The 11,877-nt window shown below is 69.0% G+C and carries 16 protein-coding genes and 1 riboswitch; of the genes, 9 read left to right on the top strand and 7 right to left on the bottom strand.

The window, feature by feature from the left end; translation table 11 throughout:
* Nucleotides 1–204: 204 nt before the first annotated feature.
* Complete coding sequence (locus tag ACFWIW_RS16720; RefSeq protein ID WP_378369257.1) at nucleotides 205–963, top strand: D-Ala-D-Ala carboxypeptidase family metallohydrolase; 759 nt, start codon at nucleotides 205–207, stop codon at nucleotides 961–963.
* Between the two features lies 1 nt (nucleotide 964).
* On the opposite strand, the gene ACFWIW_RS16715 is transcribed toward ACFWIW_RS16720, so the two are convergent.
* The 4 genes from ACFWIW_RS16715 to ACFWIW_RS16700 are packed head-to-tail and all read right to left on the bottom strand — an operon-like array spanning nucleotide 965 to nucleotide 4,729.
* Nucleotides 965–1,597, bottom strand: a complete 633-nt coding sequence (locus ACFWIW_RS16715; RefSeq protein WP_378369256.1) for an NUDIX domain-containing protein — start codon at nucleotides 1,595–1,597, stop codon at nucleotides 965–967.
* Complete coding sequence (locus tag ACFWIW_RS16710; protein WP_378369255.1) at nucleotides 1,594–2,787, bottom strand: adenylosuccinate synthetase; 1,194 nt, start codon at nucleotides 2,785–2,787, stop codon at nucleotides 1,594–1,596. Before ACFWIW_RS16710 ends, ACFWIW_RS16715 begins: the two co-directional genes overlap by 4 nt.
* The gene (locus ACFWIW_RS16705; protein ID WP_378369254.1) at nucleotides 2,784–3,758 is read right to left on the bottom strand and encodes a hypothetical protein; all 975 of its coding nucleotides are present in this window, start codon (nucleotides 3,756–3,758) and stop codon (nucleotides 2,784–2,786) included. The genes ACFWIW_RS16710 and ACFWIW_RS16705 overlap by 4 nt, the downstream gene beginning before the upstream one ends.
* Nucleotides 3,759–3,760: 2 nt before the next feature.
* Nucleotides 3,761–4,729: an adenylate cyclase gene (locus ACFWIW_RS16700; protein WP_378369253.1), complete on the bottom strand. Its 969-nt coding sequence runs from the start codon at nucleotides 4,727–4,729 to the stop codon at nucleotides 3,761–3,763.
* A 111-nt stretch (nucleotides 4,730–4,840) separates the two neighbouring features.
* Between ACFWIW_RS16700 and ACFWIW_RS16695 the strand changes: the two genes are divergently transcribed.
* On the top strand, nucleotides 4,841–5,275 hold the full coding sequence (locus ACFWIW_RS16695) for a hypothetical protein (protein ID WP_378369252.1): 435 nt from the start codon (nucleotides 4,841–4,843) through the stop codon (nucleotides 5,273–5,275).
* A 15-nt stretch (nucleotides 5,276–5,290) separates the two neighbouring features.
* Here ACFWIW_RS16695 and ACFWIW_RS16690 read toward each other — a convergent pair whose 3' ends face one another.
* The gene (locus ACFWIW_RS16690; RefSeq protein ID WP_378369251.1) at nucleotides 5,291–5,665 is read right to left on the bottom strand and encodes a hypothetical protein; all 375 of its coding nucleotides are present in this window, start codon (nucleotides 5,663–5,665) and stop codon (nucleotides 5,291–5,293) included.
* Nucleotides 5,666–5,688: 23 nt separating this feature from the next.
* On the bottom strand, nucleotides 5,689–6,198 hold the full coding sequence (locus ACFWIW_RS16685; protein ID WP_378369250.1) for a hypothetical protein: 510 nt from the start codon (nucleotides 6,196–6,198) through the stop codon (nucleotides 5,689–5,691).
* A 308-nt stretch (nucleotides 6,199–6,506) separates the two neighbouring features.
* On the opposite strand from ACFWIW_RS16685, the gene ACFWIW_RS16680 reads away from it, so the two are divergent.
* The 6 genes from ACFWIW_RS16680 to ACFWIW_RS16655 all read left to right on the top strand — a co-directional run bounded on the left by ACFWIW_RS16680 (nucleotide 6,507) and on the right by ACFWIW_RS16655 (nucleotide 9,896).
* On the top strand, nucleotides 6,507–6,740 hold the full coding sequence (locus ACFWIW_RS16680) for a hypothetical protein (RefSeq protein WP_007032622.1): 234 nt from the start codon (nucleotides 6,507–6,509) through the stop codon (nucleotides 6,738–6,740).
* 37 nt (nucleotides 6,741–6,777) lie between these two features.
* Nucleotides 6,778–7,404 carry a CDP-alcohol phosphatidyltransferase family protein gene (locus ACFWIW_RS16675; protein ID WP_378369249.1) on the top strand — a complete coding sequence of 209 codons (627 nt, stop codon included), beginning with the start codon at nucleotides 6,778–6,780 and terminating at the stop codon, nucleotides 7,402–7,404.
* Nucleotides 7,405–7,467: 63 nt separating this feature from the next.
* Entirely contained in the window at nucleotides 7,468–7,851 is a 384-nt protein-coding gene (gene gcvH / locus ACFWIW_RS16670) for a glycine cleavage system protein GcvH (protein WP_192744476.1), read from the top strand.
* A gap of 125 nt (nucleotides 7,852–7,976) precedes the next feature.
* A complete protein-coding gene (gene garA, locus ACFWIW_RS16665; protein ID WP_016334077.1) occupies nucleotides 7,977–8,444 on the top strand; it encodes a glycogen accumulation regulator GarA in 468 nt (155 codons plus the stop codon).
* On the top strand, nucleotides 8,441–9,202 hold the full coding sequence (locus tag ACFWIW_RS16660) for a MerR family transcriptional regulator (protein WP_378369248.1): 762 nt from the start codon (nucleotides 8,441–8,443) through the stop codon (nucleotides 9,200–9,202). Before garA ends, ACFWIW_RS16660 begins: the two co-directional genes overlap by 4 nt.
* 220 nt (nucleotides 9,203–9,422) lie before the next feature.
* Entirely contained in the window at nucleotides 9,423–9,896 is a 474-nt protein-coding gene (locus ACFWIW_RS16655; protein WP_005150031.1) for a bifunctional nuclease family protein, read from the top strand.
* A gap of 328 nt (nucleotides 9,897–10,224) precedes the next feature.
* On the opposite strand, the gene ACFWIW_RS16650 is transcribed toward ACFWIW_RS16655, so the two are convergent.
* Nucleotides 10,225–10,839: a TetR/AcrR family transcriptional regulator gene (locus ACFWIW_RS16650; RefSeq protein ID WP_378369369.1), complete on the bottom strand. Its 615-nt coding sequence runs from the start codon at nucleotides 10,837–10,839 to the stop codon at nucleotides 10,225–10,227.
* 297 nt (nucleotides 10,840–11,136) lie between these two features.
* Between ACFWIW_RS16650 and ACFWIW_RS16645 the strand changes: the two genes are divergently transcribed.
* Nucleotides 11,137–11,718, top strand: coding sequence for a MerR family transcriptional regulator (locus tag ACFWIW_RS16645; protein ID WP_005150040.1), 582 nt, complete (start codon nucleotides 11,137–11,139; stop codon nucleotides 11,716–11,718).
* A gap of 45 nt (nucleotides 11,719–11,763) precedes the next feature.
* Nucleotides 11,764–11,865, top strand: a riboswitch (glycine riboswitch).
* Nucleotides 11,866–11,877 lie beyond the last annotated feature (12 nt).

Here is an 11,877-nt window from a genome sequence, read left to right as displayed (position 1 = left end):
TTATAAGACACCCCCCGGGGCCTGGTGTGTGGACCCCACGGAACCACCCGTCCTCGCCACTCACGAGGCCACGCAGGCTCATCGTGTGGGTCGAACGACCCACAGTGCGGCAACGGGAACCGCGTTAGCATCCTCGGCAGTGAATCGTTGACAACCCGTGGGGGTCACGGGTCTCACCTTCCCTGCTTGAAAGGTGTTCCTGTCATGCGCATTCGTTTCCTCCTGCCGATGCTCGCCCTGGTGGCCGGGCTCGGTACCGCGGTGGCCACCCCGGCCGCCGCCGATCCAGGCCCGGTGACGCCGGGCGAAATGTCCGTCGCCGACGCCTGCTACTCCTGGGGACGCACGCTGTCCGAGGGAGCGTCCGGTGAGGACGTCCGGCAACTGCAGATCCGCGTCGCCGGGTACCCCGGTTACGGTGGCGTGCTCGCCCTCGACGGCCAGTTCGGCGCGGGGACCAAGGCGGCGGTCACCCGCTTCCAGCAGGCGTACGGGCTGGCCGCGGACGGTATCGCCGGTTCGGCCACGTTCTCGAAGCTCTACGCGTTGCAGGACGACGACTGCACGCCGGTCAACTTCACCTACGCGGAACTGAACCGGTGCAACTCCGACTGGTCGGGCGGCAACGTCCCGCCGGCGACGGCGAAGGCCAACGCGCTGGTCTCGATGTGGAAGCTGCAGGCGATGCGGCACGCCATGGGCGACCGGCCGATCGACGTCAACGGCGGCTTCCGCAGCGTCGCCTGCAACAACGCCGTCGGCGGGGCGACGAACAGCCGTCACCTCTACGGCGACGCGGTCGACCTCGGTGCCGGCTCACAGGGCTTCTGCGGGCTGGCGAAGCAGGCCCGCAACCACGGGTTCAGTGAGATCCTCGGGCCGGGCTACCCCGGCCACGACGATCACACGCACGTGGCGCACCGCTCCAGCCGGTTCTGGTCGGCGCCCTCCTGCGGGATCTGAGTCACTCCCAGCGCCACAGCGACGGCGGCCGTCCTCCCTTGGGGAGGGCGGCCGCGTGTTCGGTGGTACGCCGCAAACCGGGGACCCGCTCCATGGTCCGGCCGAGATTGGCCGGATAGGGGCGGTCCCCGGTCAGCGCTTCGGTGGCGTCCAGCGCCTGTGCCGTGGTGAAGATCGGTCCCAGCAGCCCGGCGGTGAAGGCGACGTCCCGCCACAGCCGTTCGGCCAGCATCGGACGGCAGTCGGCGACGATCCGGTCGTGGTCGAAAGCCAGCGGAGGGACCTCGTCCAACGGCACCCACACGACGTTCCCCGGGTCGTCGAGCGCGGGATTCACCGTGGCCCACAAGGCGATGGAGAGTGTGGGACCGCGCGGATCACGGTTCGGCTCGTCGAAGGTGGCGAGCTGTCCCGTCGCCGAGACCGCGTCGGACGGCAGGCCGAGTTTGCCCACCACCGCCCGGCTAGCCGCCTCCCTCAGCCGTTCCCCCAGCCCGAGCAGCACCCCGGGCAGCGCGAGTTCCCCCTCGAACGGCTCGGCCGCCCGCGGCGCGATTCCCAGCAGTACGTTCCGGGTGCCGGGGGCGAACCGCACCACGAGCACGTCAACGGACACCGGCGTCGACTCGATCACGCGTAGATTGTCGACCTTGCCTCCGCGACGCGGTAACCGGCCCTGTCCGGGCCGTACCCGGTGACGGCCACCGGCAGCCGCGCGCCGAACCACGCCAGTGGATCCGGCAGGTCGACGGCGGGGGAGCCGTCACGGGGCACGACCTTCAGCCCGGTCGCGTCGAGATGGGTCACCGCGAGCGCGTCCACGCCGTCGCAGGCCGCGATCGCGTAGTCCAGCAGGGCCGCGTCGAGATGGCCCGCCCGCCACGCGCCCTGGAATTCGCCGGTTTCGTTGTGCGCCTCGGGAAAACGAGCGAGCACGGCGGCGGATTCCGTGGGCAGCGGCCCCGCGCCGTGCCGGGTGAGGTAGGTCCGCGTGACCCCCACGACGGTGTGCGGGCGGCCGCCCAGCAGGGTGCGGGCGTTGTGCGGCGTGGTCGTCGACCAGGTCGTATGCGGATGGAATCCGTGGTACTGGTCGAGAAGAGCCCCCTGCGCTCCCTCGAACACCAGCCGCCCGGAATCCGCCAGCCGCCCCGTCTCGTCCCCGTCGGTGATCCGCACCGCGCCCGCGAAGTCGCGGTACAGCGCCACCAGTTCGCCCACGCTGTGAGGTGGCGTGGCGAGCGGCGCGTAGAACCGCGCGAGCGCGTCCAGTTTGCGCCGCAGTACCGTCGGCCGGGCGCAGTCGGCGACCGTGGGCGCTTCCCCCGGCGTCCCGATCACCTCCTGGCTCTCCACGACGTCACCCGGCGCGGCGCCGGGCAGCAGCGAGTACCAGACGGTCTCGCCGATGCCCTTGCCGCACGAACCGTGCCGGTTCACGCCACGGGCCTCCTCCCTGGCCCGGTTGGCGTGGATGTGGAACGGCGTCGTGAGCAACGCCCGGCCGTCGACACTCAGCAGTGAAAGCGGATTCCGGACACCTGCCGCTTCGAGCCGACGGGCCTCCGCGGCCAGCGCGAACGGCTCGACGAGCACGAACCGCGACAGATGGGTGGGCACGCCGGCGAACGTGCCCGCCCCGAACTGGCTGAAGGTGTGGTGCCGCCCGTCGACGACGACGTTGTGCGCGGCCTGCGCGCCCCCGTTGAAGCGGACCACCGCGGTGGTGGGCCGGGCGGCGCAGAGCGCGTCGACCACCGCGCCCTTGCCTTCGTCGCCGAAGCCGAGCCCGACCACCACCACGTGACCGTCCAGGAGACTCATCGCAGCACCACGTCGCTCGGCCCGTCCGGCTCCGGTACGGCCGAGGTGACGACCGATTTGGTACCCAGCCTCGCCAGCGCCTTGCCGACCGCCTTGCTTTCGGCGACCGAACCGACGTCCGCGAGGTCGGCGAGCGCGCGATCGACGTCGACGACCCGCTCTTCCAGCCCGATGGTGGCGGCGATCAGTTCGCACACCGCGCCGGGATCGTCCAGCTTCAGGAAGTTCTGGCCGAGCAGATCGCTCCAGTGCTCGCCGATCTGCGGGTCGTTGTAGTACGAGGACTGGTTCGGCAGCACGAAGTAGACGTGCCATTTGCGCGCCAGTTCGCGGTACACCGAGGCCGGGTCGATGTCCTCCCGCACGTCGTCCCCGATCACCCGGCGGATGTGGCGGGCCTCCAGCGCGGGTTTGTTGAGCTCGTCGCCGATGATGAACAGATAGCCCTTGCGGCCGCGGTTCTGCCACGCGTCGGTCACCACGTGGCGGGCCATGAAGTACGCGGCCAGCTCGTAGGACTCGCTCTTCTGCCCGCCGCCACCGCCTTCGAGGAAGATCGTGCGCAGTTGCTCGTCCATCCGGTTGTCCGATTCGAACTGCCCGACCTGCAAGGGAACCCGGTCGCTGTCGGCGTCGCCGATGGCGCCGAACAGCACCTGCGGGTCGGCCAGGTAGCCCCGGCGCTTCAGCAGGCCGTGCAGCTTTCCGAGCTTGCCCTGCATGATCCTCGGCACCCGGCGCATCGACCCGGTGACGTCGAACAGCACCGCGATCGGCGTCGAATCGGTGTGGTCGGCCGAATCCCGGCATTCCCGCACGGCGTTCAGCGGGTCGAGCGCGGGCGCGACCTTCCATTCCTTCGCGGGTTTGGAGCGGAGATCGGCGGTGTAGCCGAAATCGTCCTCGCCCTTGGCCGCGCGGAAGGTCTTCGCGGCGGCGTAGGCGTTGTCGTCCCAGTGTCCGTGTCCCATGGTCAGGCTCCTGTCTCGGGGATGGTGAACGGTCGGAAGGTGCGAGGGCCGTACAGGTCGGCGAGCAGTTCGTCGTACTCGTCGAGCAGATCGGCGGCCTCGGGTCGCTGTGCCGGGATCTCCTGGAGACACCACTTGGCGAACTCGCGCTGGCGGGTTTCGCCTGGTGCCAGTAGTTCCAGCATCAAGGTGTGGAGCATGTGGACGTCGGTGGCCGCGGTCATCGGCAGTCCTTTGTGGACTTCCGGTGGGTAGCCGACGGATTTGTCCGCCGCCAGCGGGAGCGCACCGCCCTCGACGGCGAAGGACCAGCCAACGACGACGATGCCGTGCTGTCCGGGATGGACGAGCACGTTGTCCGCGGTGAGATGCCCGTGGACGACGCCGGCGCGATGCGCTCCCGCCACGGCACGCAGGAGACGCCGGTGCATCCAGGCGTAGTCGCGGCCGTCGAGCCCGCCGGGGAAGGCCTTCTTGATGTCGGCGAGAGTGATGAAGCCGTCGACGAGCGGATCGAGAACGCTGAACGCGCGGTCGCCCCTCGCGACCGGCCCCGACGTGTCGAGCAGGCGCGGGTAGTAGGGGCGGAGCCAGCGGTGCCGTTCGGTGAAGCCGTCGAGCGCGCGCAACGCCTCCCATTCGGCGTGGATCAGCGGGTTGAGCGCCGGATCGCGGACGAGTTTGACCAGATGCGGGCCGGTGGTCCGGTAGGTCGTGGCCACACTGCCCACCGCGTGCGGCGCGACCAGGGTGTAGGCCGACGTCGCCGTGGTGACCGTCTGCCGCCTGCCCCGTTTCCACTCGTCGTGGAGGCGGTTGAGCAGGGCGGCCGCGCGGTGCACCCGCGCGTCGCCGGGGTTGCGGTCGGGGTGGAGCACGGCGGCCAGTTCGCGGTAGCGATGGCGGGCGAACAGCGCGGCCGCGTCGGCCGTGTCCTCGACCGCCTTCACGGCTTCTTCCCTGGTGAGCATAGTTTGAGTCTAGACGACTCTTACCTCGGGTGGCAAGGGGGTGGGTACAAATCCCGTGCCGCTCCGCCGCTCCGGTGAATAGCCTGGAACGACCGAACGGAAAGGACTTTCTTGTCAGGTGAACCGCGGAAACCCAGGGTTCCTTCCCGGATGCTGCTGGCCGGGATCCCGTTCGTTTTCCTGTTGTGGGTGGTCGGCGGAGCGATCGCCGACCGCGTGCGTGAGCTGGACACCGGCGAGGACGTCACGGTCACCGCTGTCCCGGGATGCGTCGAGGAAGGGCCGCCGATGAGCGGCCGGTTTCCCTATTGCGAGGCCGGGTGGAGGTTCGACGACGGGCGCACCGGTCGCGGGAGGATCGACGGCGACAGGGTCGCGGTGGGCGACAGGGTCTTCGCTGGTGACGGATTCGCTTACCCGTCAAGGTCGAATCGGGTCTTGAGCCTGTGGATGGTCGCGCTGTGCGGCCTGGTCCTGCTGGGCATGCTGATCGGACTCGGCGTCCTGTACCGGATGGACCGGACCCGGCGGCGTCGCGGGAAGTGACGCCGCCTGCCGTGCTCAGCCCCGGGTGGCTTCGATCTGCCGCTCGTCCTCGGTCGAACAGCTCGTCACCGGATCGTTCGGCCCGCTCCCGCACGTCCAGGCGCCGATCACCACCGGCCCGGGGCCCTGCGGCGACGCCGCTTCGGCGGGTGTCAGCTTGGCGAAGTAGTCCGTGAGCACTCGGGTCGCTTCGGCACAGTCGGTCTTCCCGCGCGCCACGACTTTGTTCTTCGCGCCTTGGAGGCCGGCGACTTCACCGCACGGTGTTCCGGCGAGGACCTGGTCGGCCGAAGGGGAGGGCGACGGCGCGGCCGCAGGGGCGGGATCGGCGCCGCAGCCGCTCAGCAGGACGACGGCGAGCGCGGCGGGAAGCACGGCGAGGCTCTTCATGGGCCCTTCTTCTCGGGGATGGTTCATTCGACGGGAACGACGGCGGCGAACACGTTCTGCTCGCCCTTGCCGCAACTCGTGCCGCCCTGGGCGGCGGGAGCACCGGAGACGCACAGCCAGCCGTCCACGGTCTCGCTGACCGGTTCGTCCGAGTCCGCGGACTGACGTCCGGCGATCCTCTTGTGGAACGAATCGACGATCCCGGTCGCCTCCGCGCAGGAGACGCCGGGCCCGTTGAGCACCTGCAAGGTCAGCCCGCTCGCCGCGGTCACCGTTCCGCAGGAACCCTGTACCGGTTCAGCGGGTTTCGGTTTCGGGGCGGGAGCCGGTGCGGCGGACGGGTTCGGCGCGGTTTGCGACGGGATCGGCGGCACCGAAACGGGGGAAGCGCTCAGCGGGAGCGAGGACGGCGAGACCGGCATCGAAGTAACGGGCGGTGGCGGGTCTTCGCCCGAACAGGCGGCGAGCGTTCCGACTGCGGCACAGACCGCGAACAGGCGCCGCCACGTTCCCGTGGTCGTCGAGACGGGCAAGGCGATCCTTTCGTCGGCCGGTCGTGGCCGGCCCATTCTGACCCGGCCGGGCCCGATGTCGTGGCATTGAGCCACGTTCGATTCGCGGGAGGCTATCGCGCCCCCGCCGCCGCGATACGTGAGGACCGCTCAATCAGTGTCCACTGTGGACAATTAATATGCCGTTCACGGCGCGGCAACACCCTGCTGTCGTCGCGAACCGATCGGACGAATCCGGCGTCGAGCCGTTAACGCGCGGCCCCGTTCTGCCGAAAAGGAAAGTAGCGCTCCGGCGTGTCCCAGTCCCCGTCACCGAAACCGTGAGAGCGATGAAAACCGACGAACAGACCGACCCCGCGTCACCCCAGGCCACCGCACCGGCGAGCACGGAGCTTCCCCCGACGGCACCGTGCACCGTCGTCTGGTGTGGCGGCCGCCCGTACGTCCTGGAGAGCTCGGCAGGCCACCACCGCTGGATGGGCACCGACCACCGGGGCAGGCCCGTGGCGCTGACCAGCGCGGACCTGCAACGCCGCGGCTGGACGCACACCCGGGCCAGCTGACGCGGGAGGACCTGCCGCCGCTGGCTAGGCTGAGCGGGTGAGTACGCCCCCCGAACCGAGCGTGACCAGCGAAGAACCTTCCCTGCTGCGGCAGGCCCTGAACGTCCCCAACATGCTTTCGATCCTCCGGCTCGCCGGAGTGCCGGTCTTCCTGTGGCTGCTCCTCGGCCCGAAGGAGGACGGCTGGGCGCTCGCGCTGCTCGTGTTCAGCGCGCTCACCGACTGGCTCGACGGCAAACTCGCCCGCTGGCTCAACCAGATGTCGCGGCTCGGCCAGCTGCTCGACCCCGCCGCCGACCGGCTCTACATCCTCGCGACCCTCATCGCGTTCCTGATCCGCGACATCATCCCGTGGTGGCTGGTGGTCCCGCTGGTCGTCCGCGAGGCCGTCCTGGGCGTCTGTGTCCTGCTGCTGCGGCGCCGGGGGTTCGCTCCGCCGGAGGTCACCTACATCGGCAAGGGTGCCACCTTCGTGTTGATGTACGCCTTCCCGTTCCTGCTGCTCACCCAGGGCGGTTCCGACATCGCCGCGATCGCCCGGCCGATCGGCTACGCCTTCACGGCGTGGGGTGCGGTCCTGTACGTCTATTCGGGCGTGCTGTACGTCGTCCAGACCGTGCGTGCCCTGCGGACGCCCGCCTTGCGGGAGGCGCCGGGCGCGTGACCCGGCGGGATGCGAAACTGCGCGCGTCGGTTTCGAGTGAGGGCATCAGAAAGGGGAGCGGCGTTGTCCACTCCAGAAGAACTGCGGTACACCGAGGAGCACGAGTGGGTCTCCGTGCGCGACGGCGGGCTCGTGCGCGTCGGCATCACGGAGTACGCCCAGGACCAGCTCGGTGACGTGGTGTTCGTCGAACTGCCCGAGGTCGGCAAGCAGGTCGGCGCGGGCGACGCGTTCGGCGAGGTCGAGTCGACCAAGAGCGTTTCGGAGCTGTTCGCCCCGCTCGACGGCGAGGTGGTCGCGGTCAACGACGCGGTGACCGAGTCGCCCGAGCTGATCAACAGCGACCCGTACGGCGAAGGCTGGCTGATCGAGCTCCGGCTCGACGACGCGAGCTCGGTGGAATCCCTGCTGGAGGCCGAGGCGTACCAGGCGCTGATCAAGGAATAGCCGCAGGCCGCGGCCCTTCGGGAAGAGTAGGGGGAGCCGCGGGCCGGAGATTCGATCAGGCACGGTACGTTTGACCTCCACACGTTCTTGAGTAGTGGCAACACACATGCGTTAGGAGAGCTCAGGTGAGCACGAACGACGGGCCCGGCGTTCCCCCGGAGCAGTCTCCGGAGCGGACTTCTGTCTTCCGGGCCGACTTCCTGGCCGACGTCGAAGGCACTGAGGCTCCTCCGGCTGCCGAGGCCCCCGTCCAGGGTGTGGACGCGCTGCCCGCGGGTTCCGCGCTGCTGGTCGTCAAGCGGGGCCCGAACGCGGGTTCGCGCTTCCTGCTGGACCGCGACACCACCAGCGCGGGACGGCACCCGGACAGCGACATCTTCCTCGACGACGTCACGGTCTCCCGGCGGCACGCCGAATTCCGCCGTGAAGGCGGGGAGTTCGTCGTCATCGACGTCGGCAGCCTCAACGGCACCTACGTCAACCGCGAGCCGGTCGACCAGGCCGTTCTCGCCGGTGGCGACGAGGTGCAGATCGGCAAGTTCCGCCTGGTCTTCCTGACCGGCCCGGGATCCGGGGGCCAGGGGGCACGGTGACGGCGGCCGGGCGGCCTGATCGGGATGCGTCGCAGCGCGATGGGTTGAGCATCGGGGCCGTGCTGGCACAGCTGCGCGGCGACTTTCCCGATGTCACCATCTCCAAGATCCGGTTCCTCGAGGCGGAGGGTCTGGTCCAGCCGGGCCGGACCCCGTCGGGGTACCGGCAGTTCGCTCCGGCGGACGTGGAGCGGTTGCGGTTCGTCCTGTCCGCCCAGCGGGATCACTACCTGCCGCTGAAGGTCATCAAGGAACAGCTGGACGCGGCGGATCGGGGTGCCACGCCCGAGGCGGGGATGCCGAGGCTGCCGCGGAAACTCGTTTCACTCGACGCCCCCGGGGAGAACGGCGGATTGCCGTCCCCCGGGGACTTCGAGACCGATCGCGAGATCCGGCTGACCGAGGAAGATCTGCTCCGCCAGGCCGGCATCGACGCCGCCACCCTGGCTGAGCTGCGGCAATACGGTCTGGTGCGCCCGGGCGCGGCGGGGTTCTTCGACCCCGACGCGGTCCTCGTGGCGAAGACCGTGAAAGCGATGACCGAATTCGGTATAGAGCCGAGACATCTGCGTGCCTTCCGGGCGGCGGCGGATCGCGAGGTCGGCCTGCTGGAGCAGATCGTGACCCCGGTGTATCGGCATCGTGACGAGGACGCCAAGGCGCGGGGCGACGAGGTCGTCCGGGAGCTCGCCGCCTTGACCGTGGCGTTGCACACGCTCTTGGTGAAAGCCGGAATACGGGCTGTCACGGGCGGTTGAACGGTTCCGGGGGACCGGGAGCCGTTGTGAGGCCACTTGTCAATGCCTGAATGTTCGGCACCCTATGCCGTACCGTGAGAGTCGGGTTTGCCAGTGGCGAACCAGGAATGTCGGAGACAGCGAGCACAGCGCTCGGAAGACGGGTAGCGTCGGGACTACCGTCGCTTGGTCGTCGAGACAAGCGTTGCGGCCCGTGCGCACGAGAGGGAGGCGAAGCCCGATGAGCGAGATGCGCGTCGTCGGCGTGCGGGTGGAGCTGCCCGCGAATCAGCCGATCTTGTTGCTGCGGGAAACCGAAGGCGAGCGTTACCTGCCGATCTGGATCGGCTCGGTCGAGGCCACCGCCATCGCCTTGGAGCAGCAGGGAGTCCGCCCGGCCCGTCCGCTGACCCATGACCTGCTCAAGGAGGTCATCGGAGCGCTGGGCCGTGAGCTGGAGCAGGTCGTCATCACCGACCTGAAGGAAGGCACGTTCTTCGCGGAACTGGTCTTCGACGGGGACATCCGGGTTTCGGCGCGGCCGAGCGATTCGGTGGCGCTGGCGCTGCGGGTGGGGGTGCCCATCCACGCCGTCGACGCGGTGCTGGAGGAGGCGGGCCTCATCATCCCCGACGAGCAGGAGGACGAGGTCGAGAAGTTCCGCGAGTTCCTCGACTCGGTCTCGCCGGAGGACTTCCGCGGCGCGGACACCTGATCCCGAGACTTGACGGAAGGGGCGGCGCCTGCTGGTGCCGCCCCTTCTTCATATGCGTTTAGTCCTCTGAATGCGGTTCGCGGCGGCCACGGACTTCGTGAAGGGGCCCCCGCCGCGAGTCGTCCGCCCGAACACGCGTGTCGTCCATCGGCTCACGCGTGTCGTCCGCCTGATCACGCATGTCGTCCGTCGGTCACGTGAAATCGCCGGTCCGTGTCGCCCGTTTGCCCCACCCGCACCAGCGGTCACAACCGGTGCCGAGTACTCGTGAGTGACAATTCGGGTTAGAACACGAATCGCCACTCACGACCCCCGGGACCTAGGGCACTCAGGCCGCGGTCGCCTTGACGAACAGGTCCGCCAGTTCCCGGCCGTACCGTTCCAGGTCCAGCTTCGGGTCCGCCGCGAACTTCGCCGCCACACCGTCGATGGCCTGCGCGATAGACAACGCCATCACGTCCGCCGCGAAGTCGCCGAAAGCGCCTTCCTGCTGGCCCTGGCGTAGCTGGCGTTCGAGCCGCCCGGTCCGGAACTCCTCGACGAGCGGCGCCGACATGAACCAGCCCTCGGCGTCCGAGCCGCTGGAAGCCATCTCGACCATGACCCGCACCAGTTCCGGGTACGAGCCGAGGAAGGCGATCTCCGACTCGATGTAGCCGCGCAGCAGCCCGGCGCGATCGGTCGTGCCCTGGATCCGTTCTTCGAGGAACTTGTCCTTCATGCCGGTCGCGGTGGTGACCACGGCCTGCATCAGGCCCGCCTTGTTGGTGAAGTGGTAGGAGATGATCCGGGTGCTGGACAGCCCGGCCCGCTCCTTGATCTTCGCGAACGACGTCTTGTGGTAGCCGAGATCGGAGATCGTCGCGATCGTGGCCCCGATGATCTGTGCCCGCCGGGCCGCCTCGGTGACCGAAAGCCCCAGCTCCGCCTGGACCTCTTGCATGGCGCTCTGCGTGGAGGGAGTTACTTGCATGAGTAAAAATTAACACGGTCGAGTAAATCCGGCAACCATGCCGCCGAACGGGGGACTGTCCTCGACAAGCCTCAAGAAGAGCTTGAGGCCGACCGCGCGTCGCGTTGACCGGTTTGCCGGACGCGCTTACCGTCAATGAAGGTGAATCGCCAAGGTGTGATTCGGATGTCTGGGGCATCCGTCTTGACGAGGAACTCCGGTGCGGACTCCCGTGGGTCCGCGCGGCTTTGTTCGCCGGCCGCCAGGTCGGGCGAGGGGAGGCATGGCGTGGTCGAGGCTGGTAGCCCTCAAGAGCCGCTCGTTCCGGTCGCTGACGGCGAGCAGGGCGAGCTGTTCCCCGACTCTTCCCTCCCGGACGAACTCGTCGGCTACCGCGGCCCCGCCGCCTGCCAGATCGCCGGGATCACGTACCGGCAGCTCGACTACTGGGCCCGCACGAAGCTGGTCGCGCCGAGTATCCGCACGGCGCACGGTTCCGGTTCGCAGCGGCTCTACTCGTTCAAGGACATCCTCGTCCTGAAGGTGGTCAAGCGGCTGCTGGACACCGGTGTCTCCCTGCAGAACATCCGCGTCGCCGTCGACCACCTGCGCCTGCGCGGCGTCCGCGACCTCGCCAAGGTCACCCTGTTCTCCGACGGCACCACCGTCTACGAGTGCACCTCGCCCGAAGAGATCGTCGATTTACTCCAGGGCGGGCAGGGTGTCTTCGGTATCGCGGTCAGCGGCGCGATGCAGGAGATCAGCGGCACCATCCACGAGTTCCCGGCCGAGCGGGCCGACGGCGGCGTGATCGAAACGGTCACACCCGACGAGCTCACGCAGCGCCGTAACGCCCGTCGCACCGGCTGATCATGAGGCCGCGCGAGCGGCAGGGTAGGCTACTTCCGCGGTCGACGAATCCGCGCGGGAGAGACCGAGCCGATAACCGTTGAGCTCGGCGCCGAAGGAGCAAGTCCTCCCCGGAACCTCTCAGGCACCCTGGACCGCGCGGAAGAGACGCCTCTGGAA

This window comes from Amycolatopsis sp. NPDC058340 (assembly GCF_042723975.1).
In the GTDB taxonomy this organism is placed as follows: Bacteria; Actinomycetota; Actinomycetes; order Mycobacteriales; family Pseudonocardiaceae; genus Amycolatopsis.
The sequence above is the reverse complement of the archived record's forward strand: the minus strand, read 5'-3'. Positions and strand labels throughout refer to the sequence as shown.

Coding starts and splice junctions, on each gene's coding strand:
- ACFWIW_RS16720 (WP_378369257.1), top strand. CDS start 205: ATGCGCATTCGTTTCCTCCTGCCGATGCTCGCCCTGGTGGCCGGGCTC.
- ACFWIW_RS16710 (WP_378369255.1), bottom strand. CDS start 2,787: ATGAGTCTCCTGGACGGTCACGTGGTGGTGGTCGGGCTCGGCTTCGGC.
- ACFWIW_RS16705 (WP_378369254.1), bottom strand. CDS start 3,758: ATGGGACACGGACACTGGGACGACAACGCCTACGCCGCCGCGAAGACC.
- ACFWIW_RS16700 (WP_378369253.1), bottom strand. CDS start 4,729: ATGCTCACCAGGGAAGAAGCCGTGAAGGCGGTCGAGGACACGGCCGAC.
- ACFWIW_RS16690 (WP_378369251.1), bottom strand. CDS start 5,665: ATGAAGAGCCTCGCCGTGCTTCCCGCCGCGCTCGCCGTCGTCCTGCTG.
- ACFWIW_RS16680 (WP_007032622.1), top strand. CDS start 6,507: ATGAAAACCGACGAACAGACCGACCCCGCGTCACCCCAGGCCACCGCA.
- ACFWIW_RS16655 (WP_005150031.1), top strand. CDS start 9,423: ATGAGCGAGATGCGCGTCGTCGGCGTGCGGGTGGAGCTGCCCGCGAAT.
- ACFWIW_RS16650 (WP_378369369.1), bottom strand. CDS start 10,839: ATGCAAGAGGTCCAGGCGGAGCTGGGGCTTTCGGTCACCGAGGCGGCC.